The following is a 17,513-nucleotide window of genomic DNA, read 5'->3' as shown; positions in this document are numbered from 1 at the left end:
CATGCGGATACTCTGGACGCTCCCCTACCTGCCCTGGCCCACCACCAGCGGCGGCAAGACCCGGGAATATCACTTGCTGCGCAATCTGGCCGCGCGCGGTCATCGCATCACCCTGCTGGTGCAATCCAAGACGGCGCTGGATGACAGCTGCCGCTCGGCGCTGGAGCCTTGGCTGGAGCGTTTGATCGTGGTTGAGCGACGCCCTCTGCACAGCCTCAAGACCCTGATGGCCGTCGCGCTGGCAAAGCCGCCGATGCTCGCCAGCGTCAACGGCTATGCGCCAAAGCTGGAAAAAGTATTCGAAGAACTGCTGCTCGAAGACTGGGACGTGATCCAGCTTCAGCACACCTATGCTTTTCAGCCGTTCGAGCAGGCGCTCAAGCGTTCAGGCAAACCGTTCGTGCTCACCGAGCACAACGTCGAATCAGACCTGGGCGCCGCCAGTTACGAGCGCATACCCCGCTGGGCCAATGCGTTCGCAGTGTATGACCGCTGGCGTTACCGCCGCTGGGAAACCCGCGTGTTCCGTCAGGCAGGCGAACTGGTCGCCGTGACCGAAGACGATGCCAAGGTCCTCTCACGCCTGAGCGGCAAGGCGACGTCCTTCGTGGTCAACAGTGTCGATTGCGGCTACTACGCCAGCGTCCACGCGGACCGCACGAGCCGTCGCCTGCTGTACATCGGCAATTATGAGTACGGCCCCAACATCGACGCCATCGAATGGGCACTGGACGAGATCATGCCTCAGGTCTGGGCCAGATCGCCCGACGTGCGCTTTGCCATCGGCGGTTTCGCGATGCCTGAGTCGTGGCGCGAGCGCTGGCCGGACCCACGCATCGAATGGCTTGGATTCGTGCCGGACCTGCGCGCGTTGCAGACCACCACGGCCATCTTCTTCGCACCCCTGCGTCAGGGTGGCGGTTCGAAACTCAAAACACTGGAATCGATGGCGGCCGGACTGCCCATCATCACCACCAGCCAAGGCGTTTCCGGTCTGGCAGTCACCAATGGTGAGCACTATCTGGGCAGCGAAGAAGCCGCAGGGTTGGCGAACCTGATCATCGACAACATCGAAAAGCCCATGCTCCTGGACAGGATCGGCGAAGCCGCGCGCGTCTACGTGCGCTCCCGCCACGACTGGTCGGTCTCGGCGTCACAGCTGGAAGTCATCTACACCCGACTCACGCACACAGGCAAGGATCGCGCTCATGCGTATAGGACTTGATTACCGCGCAGCAGCCGGTTACCCCGTCAGCGGTATCGGCCGCCAGAACTTCGCACTCGAAGAAGCCTTTCGCGCCCACCCCGATGTTCAGTTGCAACTGTTCGGCGTGGCGCCTTATGACCACCCGATCCGACGACTCATCCATGCGCCGCAGTGGGCCACGCCACTGAATTCGGTGCACCGGATACCGGACCGGCTGCGCTTCGAGGGCGTGTTCCTGCCGCGCGCCCTGCGCGACGCAGACATCCAGATCTACTTCGCCAACATCAACATGGGGCTGCCACTGGGTCGCAAACCGGCGGGGCTGCGCTATGTGTTGCAGTTGCACGATGTGTTTCAGATCACTCAGCAGAACAACCATGGATCGCGGCTCAAGGCCCGTGTCTATCGCCTGACTGACTACCTCTCGATTGCCCACTCGATCCGGGTTGCCGATCAGGTCTGGCTGCCGTCGAGCTACACGGCGAGCGAAGTCCTGCGCCTGTTTCCCAAGGCGCGGGACAAGATTCGCATCGTGCCGCTGCTGGTCGAGGGCTTCAAGGGCGAGGCGGCCGATATCGGCTCGTTGAAACTGCCGCAGCGCTACTGGCTGTGCGTAGGCACTCGCGAGCCGCGCAAGAACATCAAATGGTTCGTCGATGCCTGGCAGACGGCACGCATGCAATTTGTCGACACCCCGGATTTGGTGCTGGTCGGTGGTGACGAACCGTTGACCGAGGCCCAGCGTCAGCTTCAGGGTCTGCACGTACTGACCGGCTTGAGCGACGCCGAACTGCACGCCGTTTACCGTGACGCGGATCGTCTGTGGCAACCGTCGCTGTGCGAAGGCTTCGGCCTGCCGGTCATTGAAGCGTTGAGCGTTGGCACCCGCGTGGCCGTCGCGACCGGCTCGTCGCTGGATGAAATTTCACCGCCCGACAGCCCGCACTTCTCACCCACCGACAGCGCCAACCTGATTCACCTGATGGGCACACTGTCGAACGCCCCCGCAGAAGATCCGGAGGTCTCGAAAGCCTGGGCAGCCCGCTACAACCTCGACGCGTTCTGCAAGCAGGTGCATGCCACGCTCGAGGAGCTTCGCTGATGCCGATGGCCATGCCCATAGGACTGTTCTTCAGTCTGCTGTTCGGCGTGATGATCTGGATGCTGCCGGTACCGTTCGTATTGCTGGCGGCCGTCGGTGCCGCCTCGGTCATCACCATCATCAGACGCCCGGTACGCGGGCTGCTGCTGTTTGGTGTGATCGCGACGTTCATTCCCTACTCCACGGTACAGATCGGCATCCGCACCACGGTGTCCGAGGCCTTGATCATGCTGACCTGGGGCAGCTATCTGCTGCAGGCAATGATCCAGCATCAGGCCCGAATCCCGAAGATGCTGCGCACCGAGCGACTGCTGGTGGCGCTGATGATGTTCAGCGCGTTCCCGTTTCTGATCGGCGAACTGACCGTGGTGGCTGAAGGTAACGGACCGATCAATTGGGTGCGCTGGCTGTTCAACCTGTCGGTCCTGTTTCTGGTGCCGCGCCTGCTGGTGGACCTGCAGACACTGGAAAAACTCGTCATCGCCCTGCTCGGCGGCACCCTGATGCTGTTATTGCTGTCGATTCCGATCTACGTCTTGAGCGGTTCGGCCCTGAGCATCACGCCCGTCCTCAGGGTCATGGGCTACAGCGGTGCCGATGTGCTGGGCGAAGCCTTGCTGTCACTGTCCAGCCGCATGGGCTCGCCATGGATGCACCCCAACGTGGCTGGCGGCGCACTGGCGATGCTGTTGCCGCTGGCGTTCTGTTTCGGCATGACCCGCACCGGCTCTGCCCGCATGCTGGGCCTGTCGGTCGCGGCGCTGGGGGCTCTCGGGCTGTTGCTGACCGGATCGCGCGGCGCACTGGTGAGTCTGGTCATCGTCATGCTGTGGATGACCCGTCGGCGCATTCCGCATCTGGGCAGGATACTGATGGGCGGTGCGGCGGCAGGCGTGGTCCTGATGATGTTCTATCCGCCGCTTCAGGACCGGCTGATGAGCCTGTTTTCCGACGACGACACCAGCACCGCGATCCGCTTTCTGGAATACAGTCATTTCCCGGATGCGATGGCCACCTTCCCGTTCGGGATCGGCTTCAAGACCGACCCGCCGGTCCTCGGTTACACCGACTTCGGGATCTCCAACCTGTGGCTGAACTTCATCTACAAGATGGGCCTGCCAGGCATGCTGCTGTTCATCGCCATCACGGTCAGCTGGTGGAAAGAAGTGCGTCCGCCAGCCGGCCGGATCGTGCTGACCCCGGAAAACGCGATCAACCTTGGCTGCATGAGCGGCGTGCTGGCTGCCCTGTGCAGCGGCCTGTTTGACCACTATTTCAGTTTTACCAGCGTACTGGTCGCGCTGTTCTGGTTGTTCATCGGCATCAGCCTGCACGAAAGCAGGCGCCTGCGTGCCACAGCCGCCAGACCGCAGCCATCCCCCGTCGCCTTACCCGAGCAGGGAGCCGCCACATGAAACATCGCATGATGCACTCGCACAATCTGCGCGACGCATTGCCTGATTACGCCCGCAAGATGGGTGTGCCGCTCGAAGAGTTGCAAACCACCTACCAATGGATGCTGGACAACGAAGTGTGCTTCGAAACACGCGTCAAGGACACCACCCTGTCGTTCATCTGCTACCTGAACATCGAACCGCGGATCGAGCCGCCGCTGGCCCGGCGCTTCTATCGCCTGCTGGCCAGCGAAACCCTGGGCGCGCTGATCCCGCTGTACGGCATCAACTGGCCGACCCTTCGCGACCGGATGCTGCGCACCTGGGAGCAGGTGTACAACATCCTGATCTGCAAGATCCCCAGCCACACCCTGCGCCTGTTCTGGCTGCGCATGGGCGGGGCGAAGATCGGCAAGGGCTCGACCGTATGGCGCAACACCGAAGTGCTGGGCGTGGACAGCCTGCGCATCGGCAACGACACCACGGTGGGGTGGCATTGCCAACTGGATGCAAGGGGCGGTCTGGTGATCGGTGATCACGTCACCATTGCATCCCACGTGCTGATCATCGCTGGCGGGCACGACCTCAACGAGCCCGAATTCTGGGCTGTCGGCGGCCCGGTGTTCATCGGTGACTACGCGTGGATCTGCAGCCGCGCATTGCTGTCGTTCGGCGCCAACATTGGCGAAGGTGCCGTGGTCGGCGGCAACAGCGTGGTCTCCAAACCGGTGCCGCCCTACGCCATTGTCAGCGGGCCGAATGCTGAAATCAAAGGCGAGCGCGCCCGCAATCTCAATTACAAGGTGGGCGGCAAAGGCCTGTTCACCCTGTTTCACTGACAGAAACGACGACGATGCTGGGTTCGACACTGTGGCTGACCCTGGCCACCCTCACCGGACTGGCCGCAGGCTTCGCCCGCGAGTGGCTGCTGGTTGCCGCCTGGGGCGCTGGCGGGCAAAGCGACGCGTTTCTGGTGTCGATGTTTCTGCCCGAAGCCCTGCGCATGTCGCTGGCCGCCGGGCTGCTCAGCGCCGCTGCCCTGCCGCTGTATCAGCAACGCTCGGCGGACGGACAACAACGCTGGCTGGGCGCAATGGTGCCGCGCCTGACGCTGGCGGGCGTCCTGCTCAGCGCTCTGCTGGCGCTGGGTGCCGGTCTGCTGGTGCGCCTGATCGGGCCGGGACTGGACGCAGACGGTTACGCTCAGGCGAGCAGCGGACTGCGCTGGCTGGCCTGGTGTGCGCCCGGCTTCATGCTGCACGGCCTGCTGTGCGTACCGTTGCAGGCGCGCTCGCGTTTCGTGCTGGCCGGGCTGGGTTCATTGCTGTTCAACCTGCCGCCGGTCATCTATCTCGCTGTTCTCGGTCATGCCGCCACTTCCACGGGGCTGGCGAGTGCCTGCGTGCTGGGCAGTCTGCTGATGCCGGGCGTGCTGTTGCCGAGCCTGTATCGTTCCGGCTGGCGGCTTTGGCAGTGGCAGGCCGAAGCAGGCGTGGTGCGCGAACTGTTGCAACGCATCGGGCCGCTGCTGAGCAGTAACCTGGCCAGTCAGGGCCTGGCGCTGCTGGAACGGATGGTCGCATCGCTGCTGGGTGAAGGTGCCGTCACCTGGGTCAATCTGGCGCGCAAACTGATCAACCTGCCCCTGATCGCCTTGATGAGTCTGAATCAGGTGTTGCTGGGATTGATGAGCGGCAGCGCGGGCGATCAACGCCTCGGCCTGCTAAAACGTGGACTGGGCAGCGCCACCCTGCTGACCTTGCCTGCTGTCGCCGGTCTGATCGGCGCAGCGGGCGCATTGGTCGTGCTGCTGTTGCCCAACCAGACCCATGACGGCCCGCTGCCGGGGTTGCTCGCCTGGTTTGCCGTGCCGCTGATGTTCGGGGCCTGGAATGCGCTGTTGGCGCGTTACGCCTACGCAGCCGGCGACACACGCCTGCCGCTCAACTGTGAACTGATCGGCAGCCTGTGCAACGCCGTGCTGCTGGGCGTGCTGCCCTTGATATTCGGCCTGACCGGCATCGCCATCGCCACGCTGGGAGGCGCACTGGTGACCGGCGTGCTGCTGATGCGCCGCCAGTCGCTGCTGAGCGTTCTTCCGTGGCGCAGCCACTGGCTGCTGGCTACGGGACTGATGGTCGTAGCTGCGCTGGTGCTGCATCCGTTGCAGAACACCTGGCTGCAACTGGGGCTCAGCGCTGCGTATGGCATGCTTTTGCTGATAGGCCTGGCGCTGTGGCTGAAACCGTGGCGGGTAGTGATTGATCAGGCCTGAAACAGCGCTTTCACGGGGCAAACACCGAACTGTAGGAGCGCGCTTGCCCGCGATCTGCCGGGAACCGGCAGCAAAACCTGCACACGCGGTACGTCAGATCCAACCTTAGGGCCGCTGCGCAGCCCATCGCTGCCGTCGTAACCTCCGAGAGCTCCCACGCCCTTCGGGCAGAAGCAGGTGTGCGTGCATTTCAGTAAATTACAGTGTTTGACAAGAGGCAGGTTTTCCCCGGATCACGCTTCATCCGCTGATTCGCTGCACTGCTCACTGAATCGCTGCAGGCTGGTCGAGACAAACTTGTCGCGGTGACGAATCAGGAAGAACCGACGGGTCAGCGGTGGCAAGGGGCTGTTGAGGATCTGCAGCTCGCCGCTCGCCAACAGATCAGCCACCACGCGTCGGGACAGGCAACTGATACCGATCCCTTGGGCCAGGGTCCGTTTGATCGCTTCGGAGCTGCCCATCTGACGCATGTCTTCCAGGTCGTGAAGGTGCCTGAGCAACAGATGCTCCACCTCACCACGCGTCCCCGAACCCGGCTCGCGCAGCAGCCACTCGGCGTGTTGCAGGTCACTCAGCGACACTTGTTTCTGCACGGCCAGCGGATGATCACGCCCGGCAACGATGACCATTTCGTCGACCAGCCAGGGTTCGGCGATCAGCTCGGGCAGGTGACACGGTGCCTCGATCATCCCCATGTCGATCTCGAATTGCGCGACCTTGCGGGCAATCAGGGCGCTGTTGCCGATGTCCATATCCACCCGCAACGAAGGCGCCGAGGTGCGCAGCGCCGCAACGATCTGTGGCAGCACGTAATTGGCGATGGTGCTGCTGCAGCCGATCCGCAACCGGGTGTTCAGACCGGCATCGGGCAACAGAAAGCTGTCTTCGATCTGCTGGGCGCTTTCCAGTATCTGCCGGGCCTGAGGCAACAATGCGTGTCCGTTGTCGTTCAGGACCAGACGCTTGCCGACCCGATCAAAGAGCCGGGTGCCCAGCGCGCTTTCCAGCTCGTTCAAGGCCGCGCTGGTCGCCGATTGTGAAAGCGATACGGCAAGACCTGCGCCAACGGTGCTGCCGTGCTGGGTGACGGCGCAGAAGATTTGCAACTGACGCAGGTTGAGTTTCAAGCGATGACTCCCGAATACAGATCAACCTGAATAACAGGTAACTGGAACCGAGATTACCCGTTTAGAGAATTATTCGCACGCCCGTAAACTGACGACATAAACCCAGGCCGTCAGCAGGAGAACGTCATGAGCAGGCTTGCAACCGTTATCGAGGGTATCGCCCCCCTCGCCTCGTTATCGAGCCCGCGCGAAGCTGTCAGGCAATTCACCCCCAACTGGTTCGCCGTGACCATGGGTACCGGGGTTCTGTCTCTGGCGCTGGCGCAACTGCCCGGCGACATCGCATTGTTGCGCAATGTGGGCGAAGCCCTGTGGTTCTTCAACATCGCCCTGTTCGTGCTGTTCAGCGTGATGTACGCGAGCCGCTGGTTGCTGTTCTTCGATGAAGCCCGGCAAGTGTTCGGGCATTCGACGGTCTCGATGTTCTTCGGCACCATTCCCATGGGTCTGGCGACAATCATCAGTGGTCTTCTGGTATTCGGACCCGAGCGCTGGGGCGCTGGCGTGATTCCGGTGGCCGAAGCCCTGTGGTGGCTGGATGTGGCAATGGCCATGGCCTGCGGCGTGTTGATCCCGTTCATGATGTTCACCCGCCAGGAACATAGCATCGAAAAGATGACCGCTGTCTGGCTGCTGCCCGTGGTGGCTGCGGAAGTTGCCGCTGCCTGCGGCGGCCTGCTGACTCCGCACCTTACCGACACTGCGTCGCAATTCACGGTGCTGATCACCAGCTACGTGTTGTGGGCCTACTCGGTGCCGGTGGCGCTGAGCATTCTGGTGATCCTGTTGCTGCGTCTGGCGTTGCACAAACTGCCCCACGAAAGCATGGCCGCCTCGAGCTGGCTGGCGCTGGGGCCTATCGGGACAGGCGCGTTGGGCATGCTGGTGATGGGCAGCGACGCGCCTCAGGTGTTCGCCGCGCACGGCCTGGCGTCGGTCGGCGAAGTAGCCGCAGGGGTCGGCGTCATCGTCGGCACACTGTTCTGGGGCCTCGGCCTCTGGTGGATGGCGCTGGCGGCCTTGATCACGCTGCGATATTTCAAGGCCGGCATTGAGTTCAATCTGGGCTGGTGGGCCTTTACCTTTCCGCTTGGCGTGTACGCGCTGGCGACGCTGAAACTGGGTTCGACCTTGCAACTGGGCTTTTTCGACCAGTTCGGCATGGCGCTGGTTGCCCTGCTGGTGCTGATGTGGACGCTGGTTGCAACCCGGACAGTGGCAGGCGCATGGCGAGGCCATCTGTTCGTTTCACCTTGCATTGCTACGTGCCAGAACAGCCCGCGTTAAAGGTCCATCTGCCGGGGCACCGAACACACCTCTTTGAGGGTCTGGCGTAGCCAGCGGTGCGCCGGGTCCTTGTCGAAGCGTGGGTGCCAGGCCTGATTGACCGATACGGTTTCCAGCGCCAGAGGAATGCCAAACGCGCGCATCTTCAGGCCCAGTCGCTTCAGGCCCCATAGCACAGGCTCCGGCAAAGACAGGATCAGGTCAGACTCGGCCACCCCGAAAATCGCCGAGTGGAAATGCGGTGTGATCAGCGCGATACGCCGCTCCAGTCCCAGCTCTGCCAATGCTGGATCTATCGGCCCGCGTGCAAGGCCTCTGCGAGATACGCTGACGTGATCGAACCCGGCGAATCGCTCGGGTGTGATCGGTCCGTCGAAGATGGGATGCCCTTCACGCGCCAGACCGCAGAAGCGAGTGTTGAACAGGCTCTGAATCTTGATCTCTGGACCGAAATTGAGCCGTGACGAGATGTAAAGGTCGATCCTGCCTTCGCGCAGCGCGTCATCGTCGTCAGCCCCCTCAGGCACGAAGCGCAGGGTGCAGCCTGGCGCACCGACGCGAATCGCCTCCAGCACATGAGCACCGAACGAGCCGAAGAACACGTCGTTGGAGCGCACGTTGAAACAGCGCTCCAGGGTGCTCATGTCCACTTCATCGCGGGCCTGAAACACCTGAGCGGCCTGTTCGACCAGTTCGCGCACCTGCGCCTGCATGGCCAGCGCACGCGGCGTCGGCACCAGCCCACGACCGGCACGCACCAGTACCGGATCGCCGGTGGCCTCACGAATCCGCGTCAACGTGCGACTCATGGCTGCCGGGCTGAGGTGCATGCGCCGCGCTGCGCCCACCACGCTGCCTTCGTCGAGCAACGCATCAAGGGCGATCAACAGGTTCAGGTCGGGCAACTGCATGGGGCTATCCGCTGGCAAGGTGCGCTGATGATAGCGCGACTGGCCCGCTGCGGCAGACTGCGTGTAGAGCCCCGCCGGGCATATTCCTTGAACTTAAGCGGTCGCTGGAACGCCTCATTCAGACACTTCAGCGCAGAGCCTACTCATGCACACCTCACACTTCGCCGACAACCGCGGCGCGCGCGACCAGCGCATCGTCATCAATACCTACACCACGGTACTGCGCAGACCCGGCGTACCCCACGAACTCTTCGCCACTTACTGGCGTGACGTGCATGGCCCTTTGTGCGCGCGTCTCGATGGCCTTGGCTGGTACGTGCAGCATCACCTGTCCCGCGAACAGGACGCCCACCTGTGGCCGATCATCGAAGGCGTCAAGCCACTGGAAGGCTATGTGCTGGATGGTGGCGTGGAGATCGGTTTTCTATCGGCTGAAGACCAGCAGCGCTTCCAGAAGGCCAGCGCGATTCTGTTTTCCGATGAACAAAACATGTTCGACGAAACCCTGGCCTATGACGTGCCGGATGGTTCGAGCACGTTGATGGATCGCTTACCGGAACCTTCGCCCAACGAAACCTCGACTCTGGATCGTCTGCACCTGCACTTTCATTTGAATCGCGACAACCTTGCCGCTGCGCGCGAAGCCATCGACACCCTGGCTCGCGATCTGGCCGGTCTGGACGAGGTGCTCAAACTGCGCCTGCACCTTGCGCAGCCCTACGACAACGAGCAGCCCGCGCCCCCTGCGCCGGACGTCGCCCATTACGCCAGCGAACCACGCCTGAACATCGTGTTCATGGAAATCACTTTCGAATCGGCCTGGACCCGACGCACCTGTTACGCCAGCGAACGCTTCAAGGCAATCACCCATGGCATCAGTGCCCACGTGAGCCACATCACCCCGTTTGCCGTCAGCGGCGTCTACACCTACGTACGTGACGGGGTCATGACCACGGCCGGTATCCGGGGCAGTCGCCAGGCCGAACTGATTCGCCAGCTGGGCGCTATCAACCAGACGCAACCTGAGGTCGAAACACTGTTTGGTGCCGCCCCAACCGATGGAACACCCGCCGAGTGACAGCAGGACGACCGGCTTTTATGCTGGTCGCCCTTTTCAACCTGATCGCGAACGCCCATGCCACCCACTCCAACCCTGAGCGCCCGCGAGGTCTATCAGTGCCTGAAAGAGGCAGCGCTGGGCGTTCGCTCACTGCGCCGCCTCGATGATTGCGAATCAAACCTGCTCCGGATCGACATCGATGGCTGGCGCCTGACGCTGGAAATCTCGGGCAACCGCGTGACAGGTTGCCCGCACTGCCTGGCTCCAGATGGCCGACAGGGATCGGCCGAAGACTGGCCGCGCACGGACCCGGTCAGTCTGCTCAGCGGATGGGAGCAGGCGCAGATCGAGCGGTTGCTGGCCCAATCGGATTGATCCAGACCGACGGCGTGCTCATACCGGGTAAATTCTACTCCACAGCGCCCACGACTTTGGCTAGACTCCGCTGACTGCTGAAACGTTTAATCCAGTCCAGCACACTCATAATTCCAATAAGTCAGAAGGACACACCCTCATGAAAACCCTTCCCCTGCTGGTGGGCCTCAGCGCCCTCTCCCTCGCCTCCAGCGCCTTTGCCTGGGACTACGTTCTGCTCGACACCGACAAGCCTGCGCAGAACCAGCAGATCACCAGCAAGCAACTGGGCGTCAAGACCGACAAGCCGTTCACCATTACCATGCGAACCCTGCATGGCGGTCGCCAGGAAGGCGTGAGCATCATTGATATCGACAACGGCACCATGAAGCTCTCGGTGGTGCCGACGCGCGGCATGAACGTGCTGCAGGCCTCGGTCGGTGATGTGCGCATGGGCTGGGATTCGCCGGTCAAGGATGTGGTCAATCCGGCGTTCATCGAACTCAATGGTCGCGGCGGGCTGGGCTGGCTGGAAGGGTTCAACGAACTGGTGACCCGTTGCGGCTACGAATGGGTCGGCCATCCGGGCATGGACAATGGCGAGCTGCTGACCCTGCATGGTCGCGCAGCCAATATCCCGGCCAGCAAGGTGACGCTGCACATCGACGAAAAGCCGCCTTACGCGATCCGCCTCAAGGGTGAGCTCAAGGAACAGGCGTTCAAGAAAGTCGATTTCTCGGTGCAGACCGAACTGGTCACCGAGCCGGGCAGCACACGCTTCTCGCTGAACGACACGCTGACCAACAACGGCGACTATCCGAAGGAATATCAAGCGCTGTACCACAGCAACTTCAGCACGCCGTTCCTGGAACAGGGCGCGCGCTTCGAAGCGCCGGTCAAGCAGGTATCGCCGTTCAACGAAAAGGCCAAGGGTGATCTGGGCGACTGGCAGACCTATCGCGGACCGACCCCGGATTACGACGAAACCGTCTACAACATCGTGCCGTACGGCGATGACAAGGGCGACACTGTCACCGTGCTGCACAACAAGGCAGGCAGCCTGGGCGTGGCGGTAGGTTTCAATACCCAGCAGTTGCCAGTGTTCTCGCTGTGGAAAAACACTGACACCAAGGGTCAGGGCTATGTGACCGGTCTTGAGCCTGGCACCAGCTTTTCCTATAACCGCCGCTTCCAGCGCCCGCTGAATCTGGTGCCGACCATCGAGCCGAAGGCGCAGCGTCAATTCCAGATCAGCTACAGCCTGCTGGCGGACAAGGGCGCCGTCGACAAGGCCCTGGGTCAGATCAAGACCATCCAGGCAGGCCGCGAGACCGAAGTGCGCCAGGAGCCGCTGGTGGACCTGACCAAGGAGTGATCGCTCGCGCCTGACACAGGCAATCAGCGCTGCTGCATGACGAGGCCGGATCTCGACGCATTACTGTCGAATCCGGCCTTGTTTCATTCACGTTCAGCATTGCGCACAACACTTGGCGCTTTCGTCTGTCTACACCCTCTCAATCCCTCAATGACGAGCACACTCATGAAAATCCTGATGGTTCTGACTTCACACGACCAACTGGGCGATACCGGCAAGAAAACCGGTTTCTGGCTCGAGGAATTTGCAGCGCCCTACTACATCTTCAAGGACGCAGGGGCCGAAGTCACCCTGGTGTCGCCTGCAGGTGGACAGCCGCCGCTGGACCCAAAGAGTGATGAAGAGGACGCACAGACCGCCGAAACCCAGCGTTTCCGGGAAGACTCTGCTGCCCAACAGGCGCTCGCCAATACGGGCCGCCTGGCTGACGTGAAGGCCGACGACTTCGACGCGGTGTTCTACCCCGGTGGCCATGGTCCGCTGTGGGATCTGGCCGAAGATCCGAAATCCATTGCCCTGATCGAAGCGTTCGCCAAGGCCGACAAACCCCATGCGCTGGTGTGCCATGCGCCCGGCGTGCTGCGCAAGGTTCGTGCAGAAAATGGCGAGCCGCTGGTCAAGGGCCGTCGCGTCACCGGCTTTACCAACAGCGAAGAGGAAGGCGTCGGCCTGACCAATGTCGTGCCGTTTCTGGTCGAAGACATGCTCAAGGAACTGGGCGGCGACTATTCGAAGACCGATGACTGGGGCGTCCATGTCATCACCGACGGCAAGCTGGTGACCGGTCAGAACCCGGCCAGCTCGGCTCAGACGGCCAAGGACCTGATCACCCTGCTGAGCTGATCACGCCGACCCGGTCCTCCACTGCGCAGGCGGTCGCCGGGTCGTCATCACGATAAATCGAATCTTGGGCGCGCCACGTTGACCAATATCCAGAGAGTCCATTCATTCGGAGACCGGTCATGACTCAGGAATCAGAACGCGAAGACCTCGATCACAAGCCGGAAAACGCGGGCAAAGTGGGCGAGAAGAACAAGCAGCTCAACGAAAAGGGCGAGCAGCCACGGCCTGCAACCGAACCTGATCCGCAGAAAGACCGCTGATCAGAGCAGACCCTGCTCGGCGCACACCTTGACCACCTGTTCGCGGAACCAGCCGTTGGCTTCGTCCTGATCGGCGTGGGCGCTCCATACCATGTCCAGGCTAAAGCCCGGCAGATCAGGTGGCAACTCGTAAACGGCTATCCAGGGCTCGTTGCACAAGAGCGTCTGGATGCGCCGTGGTAATACCAGCATGAAATGTGTACCTTCCAGCAGCTGCAAGGCTGCCCGGTAACTGTTGGCCCTGGCCACAATGTGGCGCTCCAGGCCTTTGCTCTGAAGCCAGCCATCGACCATGTTGGTGTCCGAGGTCCACGGCGTCGGATAGACGTGATGCCTTGAGGTGAACGTCTCAAGGTCGATCAGCGCGCTCACTGGTGCCGACTGGCTATCCATCACGCAGACCAGATCGTCTTCCAGCAGCACCTGGGCAATCATGCTGTCAGGGACCTTGTGAAACCCCGGCCCGAAACACAGCGCCAGATCGAAACGACCGTCAATGAGCCGCTCGGTCGGCAAGTGCCTGTCCAGTTTCTGAACGTTGACCGCGACCGAGAAGCCCGCAGCAACGAAACCGCGCAACAGATGCGGCAGCACCAGCAGTTCAAAGTATTCAGGAGCGCAGACCGTGAAGGTGGTTTGCCCGCTGCTCGGGTCGAACAGCTTCAACCCGTCATGGCAGATGTTGACCTTGTGCAGTATCTGCTGCACGTGGCCGTGCATGGCCATGGCCTTGCGGGTAGGACGCATACCGTTGCGGGTGCTGATGAACAGGTCATCCTCGAAGTTGGCCCGCAGCTTCTTGAGGCAGTAACTGACTGTGGACTGGCTGACGTTCAGCGCCTCCGAGACCAGCGTCAGGTTGCGCTGCTCGAAGACCGAGACGAAGATCATCAGGTCCTGCATGTCCAGCTTTCTGAGGGCATTACTGTTGAGCATCGAGTCATCTCGTTGGCACTGCGATCAAGGACCAGATCAGCACCAGCAAGATAACATCAAAACGCAATCAGGCCGTCCTACCTTCAGCACTACCGGCATGTGCTGACGATTCGTGCAGGTGTCGGGCGTAGTGTCGCGGATCAAGACGCACAACCATCAGCAGCATCACAGCGACCAGTCCGATCAACGACCACCACGCGCCTGCGAAACTGCCTGTCACGTCACGGATCACGCCAGCCAGCAAGGGTGACAGGCCGGCGATCAAATAACCCACACCCTGGACGAACGCGGTCAGACTGCCTGCCTGCTGCGGGTCATCGTAGTGATCCATGGAGACGATCAGGCTCATGGGGAACAGGCCGCCGATACCCAGACCCAGCAGGCCGGTCCATAGCAGGCTCAGTTGCTGCGGCATCAGGATAAGACCGACGAAGCCCGCCATGATCAGCCCCAGCAGAACTGCCAGCACCAGACGCTTGTCGCGACTGCGATTGGCCAGCGCTGGCGTCACCAGACCCGACACCACTTCCATCAGGGTCATGAAGCCTAACAACAGTCCGGCGTCCTGCTCGCTCCAGCCATTTTCAAGGTAATACGGTGCCAGCCAGGCCAGGGCGCAGGTGTAGGACGCAGTGCCCAGACCAAAGAAGACGCCCAGCATCCAGGCCCTCGGCATCTGCGAAAACGCCTGTTTGCGGGGTGCGGCGGACGATCCGCTGCTCTGGAACGCGTGGCGTTGAACCACCCAGAAACACAACGCCAGCAGCGCCAGCGCAGCCCAGATCGCCAGGCCGAAACGCCAGTTGCCGCTGAGACTGAGCATCAGCGGACTGAAAGACGCGGCAATCGCCGCGCCACCCATGATCGCCGTGACGTAAAGGCCCATGCACAACGAGACATTGTCTTTGAAGCGTGACTTGATGAGTGCAGGCATCAGCGCCTGAATCATCGCAATGCCCAGCCCCGCCAGCACGGCGCTGAAGATCAGTTCAACCGCAGAGTCGAGAAACAGCCGCGCCAGTGTCGCCACACCGATCAGCGCCAGCGAGATGGTGATGGTCCGGTAGGAGCCGACACGAGCGGCAATGCCCATGCCGACGAACATCGCCAGCCCCATGGCCATGACCGGCAGCATGGTCAGCAGTGACGCCATGCCGAACCCCAGCGAAATGTCCACCCTGATCGCCGACAACAATGGGCCGACCGCTGCCATCGAGGGGCGCAGGTTCAACGCCACCAACACGATGGCGACCATCAACCAGACACCTTGAGAAGCTGACCCGCGAGCACCTTGCATATCATTATCTTCCTTTTAGAGAAGTGATGATTAGGCCGGGGCGAGTGACACGGGGCAAATCAAAAAACAGGCAGCGCTATCGATAAATCAGTTCGAACCTTTGGCGATCAGGCGCTCTGGCGACGGCCACTGCAGGCTGCGACATGTCCTTCATGCGCGGCTTCAGACTCGGATTCAGGCGCAGTTTCAGACGTGGCGACCTCATCGACAGCCATCCACCAGGTCATCCCGCGGCAGGGATAATCCAGGTAGAACGGCTGGCCCATCATCGGCGTGGTAATAGTCACGTTCTGCTCCCAGGCCAGTGCCAGAATTCGGTCAAACGGTTCGTGCCAGGCGTGCATCGACAGGTCGAAGGTGCCGTTGTGGATCGGCAGCAGCCAGCGACCGCGCAGGTCGAGGTGCGCCTGCAACGTCTCTTCGGGCTGCATATGCACCTGGGGCCATTCCACGTTATAGGCGCCGGTTTCCATCAGGGTCAGGTCGAACGGGCCGTAGTGCTCGCCAATGGTCTTGAAACCATCGAAGTAACCGCTGTCGCCACTGAAGAAAATCCGCTGCTGATCGTTGATCATCACCCAGGACGCCCACAACGTCTGATTGCTGTCGCGCAAGGTACGCCCCGAGAAGTGTTGGGACGGTGTGGCGACGAACTCGATGCCCTCCACTTCCGTGGACTGCCACCAGTCCAGTTGTCGCACCTTATGCGCGGGCACACCCCATTCGATCAGCGTATCGCCCACGCCAAGCGGCGCGATGAAATGCTCGGTCTTTGCCATCAGCGCCTTGATCGCCATACGATCCAGGTGGTCGTAATGGTTGTGCGAGAGGATGACGGCAGTGATCGGCGGCAAATCTTCCAGACTGATCGGCGGCTGGTGAAAGCGCTGCGGCCCGGCCCATTGCACCGGCGACGCCCGCTCGGCAAACACCGGATCGGTCAGAAAGAAGCGGTTGCGCAGTTTCAACAGAACGGTGGAATGCCCGAGCCGGTACACCGTGTTGTCCGGCGCGGCCAGCAGTTGCTGACGCGACAGCGGCTGCACCGGCACCTTGCCCGCCGGACGGGTGTCCTTGGGTTTGTTGAACGCCTGATCCCAGAAAATGCCCAGCGTTCGAACGAGGCTGAACGGTTTCATCGGCGCATGATTACGATAACGCCCCTCGTGACGAGACAGGACGGGCAGTGAAGAGACATCCGTTTTCTGGTGGGTCGTGGCCATGGTTTGCTGACTCCCTGGGACAGGTTGAGGCTCAGCCGTGCAAAAGTGTCTGCTATTACGTTGCAGGAGTCTGATGTCAAGCATGTGGCATCGACAACATCGCTTCAAATGTGTAACAGTGCATTACACTACACGGTGTAGTTTTAAGCTTGCATGATCCACCGCGACAAGTAAACTGCCGAGTGTAATTTTTCTCTAAACGCACGTTTGAAGCGAACCTATGACAGCACCCATGCGCCTCACCGATCAGAAACGCGAAGCCATCGTCCTGGCAGCCATTGCCGAGTTCGGTGACCGTGGTTTCGAGGTCACCAGCATGGACCGCATCGCCGCGCGGGCCGAGGTTTCCAAGCGCACGGTCTACAACCACTTTCCCAGCAAGGAAGAGCTTTTTGCCGAGATCCTCCAGCGTCTCTGGAACTGCTCTCCCCCGCAATCAGACGTGGTGTATCACGCCGATGTCGGTCTGCGCGAACAGTTGAGGGATCTGTTGACGGGCAAAATGCGCACCCTCAACGACAGCAGTTTTCTGGACCTCGCACGGGTCGTGGTCGGAGCAACCATCCATTCGCCCGAGCGCGCCCAGGTCTGGCTGGCACGCATCAACGAGCGCGAGGAAACCTTCAGCGCCTGGATTCGCGCCGCGCAAAAGGACGGACGACTGAAGCCGGTCGATCCGGGCTTTGCCGCCACGCAGGTGCATGCGTTGCTCAAGTCGTTCGCGTTCTGGCCGCAGGTGACCTTTGGCGCCGCCCTGCTCAGCCCGGAAAAGCAGGACGAAATCGTCGAGTCGACCTTGAATCTGTTTCTTGGCTGGTACGAAAAGCCAACCGAGTCCTGAAGGGCAGCGAAAAGCACC

At 61.5% G+C, this 17,513-nt stretch carries 16 protein-coding genes and 1 pseudogene; 12 read left to right on the top strand and 5 right to left on the bottom strand.

Annotated features, from left to right (window positions below; all coding sequences use genetic code 11):
* The first annotated feature begins 1 nt into the window (after position 1).
* From QRN20_RS03570 to QRN20_RS03550, 5 genes and pseudogenes are all read left to right on the top strand, one after another.
* Positions 2-1,218: pseudogene (locus QRN20_RS03570) on the top strand (glycosyltransferase family 4 protein).
* A complete protein-coding gene (locus QRN20_RS03565) occupies positions 1,209-2,309 on the top strand; it encodes a glycosyltransferase family 4 protein (RefSeq protein WP_043304422.1) in 1,101 nt (366 codons plus the stop codon). The pseudogene QRN20_RS03570 and the gene QRN20_RS03565 overlap by 10 nt, the downstream one beginning before the upstream one ends.
* The gene (locus QRN20_RS03560; RefSeq protein ID WP_029243744.1) at positions 2,309-3,724 is read left to right on the top strand and encodes an O-antigen ligase family protein; all 1,416 of its coding nucleotides are present in this window, start codon (positions 2,309-2,311) and stop codon (positions 3,722-3,724) included. The genes QRN20_RS03565 and QRN20_RS03560 overlap by 1 nt, the downstream gene beginning before the upstream one ends.
* Positions 3,721-4,542: an acyltransferase gene (locus QRN20_RS03555; RefSeq protein WP_029243745.1), complete on the top strand. Its 822-nt coding sequence runs from the start codon at positions 3,721-3,723 to the stop codon at positions 4,540-4,542. The genes QRN20_RS03560 and QRN20_RS03555 overlap by 4 nt, the downstream gene beginning before the upstream one ends.
* A 14-nt stretch (positions 4,543-4,556) precedes the next feature.
* Positions 4,557-5,978, top strand: a complete 1,422-nt coding sequence (locus QRN20_RS03550) for a lipid II flippase MurJ (protein ID WP_285360006.1) — start codon at positions 4,557-4,559, stop codon at positions 5,976-5,978.
* Positions 5,979-6,211: 233 nt separating this feature from the next.
* On the opposite strand, the gene QRN20_RS03545 is transcribed toward QRN20_RS03550, so the two are convergent.
* Positions 6,212-7,108 carry a LysR family transcriptional regulator gene (locus QRN20_RS03545; RefSeq protein ID WP_122414328.1) on the bottom strand — a complete coding sequence of 299 codons (897 nt, stop codon included), beginning with the start codon at positions 7,106-7,108 and terminating at the stop codon, positions 6,212-6,214.
* 126 nt (positions 7,109-7,234) lie between these two features.
* Here QRN20_RS03545 and QRN20_RS03540 point away from each other — a divergent pair, with 126 nt between their 5' ends.
* Positions 7,235-8,395 carry a TDT family transporter gene (locus QRN20_RS03540; protein ID WP_122468036.1) on the top strand — a complete coding sequence of 387 codons (1,161 nt, stop codon included), beginning with the start codon at positions 7,235-7,237 and terminating at the stop codon, positions 8,393-8,395.
* On the opposite strand, the gene QRN20_RS03535 is transcribed toward QRN20_RS03540, so the two are convergent.
* Positions 8,392-9,306 carry a LysR family transcriptional regulator gene (locus QRN20_RS03535; RefSeq protein WP_122412467.1) on the bottom strand — a complete coding sequence of 305 codons (915 nt, stop codon included), beginning with the start codon at positions 9,304-9,306 and terminating at the stop codon, positions 8,392-8,394. The genes QRN20_RS03540 and QRN20_RS03535 overlap by 4 nt on opposite strands.
* A 145-nt stretch (positions 9,307-9,451) precedes the next feature.
* Between QRN20_RS03535 and QRN20_RS03530 the strand changes: the two genes are divergently transcribed.
* From QRN20_RS03530 to QRN20_RS03510, 5 genes are all read left to right on the top strand, one after another.
* The gene (locus QRN20_RS03530) at positions 9,452-10,384 is read left to right on the top strand and encodes an EthD domain-containing protein (RefSeq protein WP_122468033.1); all 933 of its coding nucleotides are present in this window, start codon (positions 9,452-9,454) and stop codon (positions 10,382-10,384) included.
* A gap of 57 nt (positions 10,385-10,441) precedes the next feature.
* Positions 10,442-10,741, top strand: coding sequence for a DUF7693 family protein (locus tag QRN20_RS03525; protein WP_058431148.1), 300 nt, complete (start codon positions 10,442-10,444; stop codon positions 10,739-10,741).
* 139 nt (positions 10,742-10,880) lie between these two features.
* A complete protein-coding gene (locus tag QRN20_RS03520; protein ID WP_058431147.1) occupies positions 10,881-12,095 on the top strand; it encodes an aldose 1-epimerase family protein in 1,215 nt (404 codons plus the stop codon).
* 165 nt (positions 12,096-12,260) lie between these two features.
* Positions 12,261-12,938 (top strand): type 1 glutamine amidotransferase domain-containing protein, encoded by a 678-nt coding sequence (locus QRN20_RS03515; protein ID WP_122418233.1) that lies wholly within the window; start codon positions 12,261-12,263, stop codon positions 12,936-12,938.
* A gap of 119 nt (positions 12,939-13,057) precedes the next feature.
* Positions 13,058-13,198, top strand: coding sequence for a hypothetical protein (locus QRN20_RS03510; protein ID WP_004882646.1), 141 nt, complete (start codon positions 13,058-13,060; stop codon positions 13,196-13,198).
* On the opposite strand, the gene QRN20_RS03505 is transcribed toward QRN20_RS03510, so the two are convergent.
* The 3 genes from QRN20_RS03505 to QRN20_RS03495 all read right to left on the bottom strand — a co-directional run bounded on the left by QRN20_RS03505 (position 13,199) and on the right by QRN20_RS03495 (position 16,654).
* Positions 13,199-14,134, bottom strand: coding sequence for a LysR family transcriptional regulator (locus QRN20_RS03505; protein ID WP_122412474.1), 936 nt, complete (start codon positions 14,132-14,134; stop codon positions 13,199-13,201).
* A gap of 67 nt (positions 14,135-14,201) precedes the next feature.
* On the bottom strand, positions 14,202-15,431 hold the full coding sequence (locus QRN20_RS03500) for a cyanate transporter (protein ID WP_122414332.1): 1,230 nt from the start codon (positions 15,429-15,431) through the stop codon (positions 14,202-14,204).
* Positions 15,432-15,538: 107 nt separating this feature from the next.
* Complete coding sequence (locus QRN20_RS03495; protein ID WP_122429156.1) at positions 15,539-16,654, bottom strand: MBL fold metallo-hydrolase; 1,116 nt, start codon at positions 16,652-16,654, stop codon at positions 15,539-15,541.
* A 220-nt stretch (positions 16,655-16,874) separates the two neighbouring features.
* Between QRN20_RS03495 and QRN20_RS03490 the strand changes: the two genes are divergently transcribed.
* Entirely contained in the window at positions 16,875-17,495 is a 621-nt protein-coding gene (locus QRN20_RS03490; RefSeq protein ID WP_025994549.1) for a TetR/AcrR family transcriptional regulator, read from the top strand.
* Positions 17,496-17,513 lie beyond the last annotated feature (18 nt).

Source organism: Pseudomonas sp. fls2-241-TYG-175 (assembly GCF_030209155.1).
Classification (GTDB): domain Bacteria; phylum Pseudomonadota; class Gammaproteobacteria; order Pseudomonadales; family Pseudomonadaceae; genus Aquipseudomonas; species Aquipseudomonas viridiflava.
Note: the sequence above shows the minus strand (reverse complement) of the source record. Positions and strands in the feature narration are given on the sequence as shown.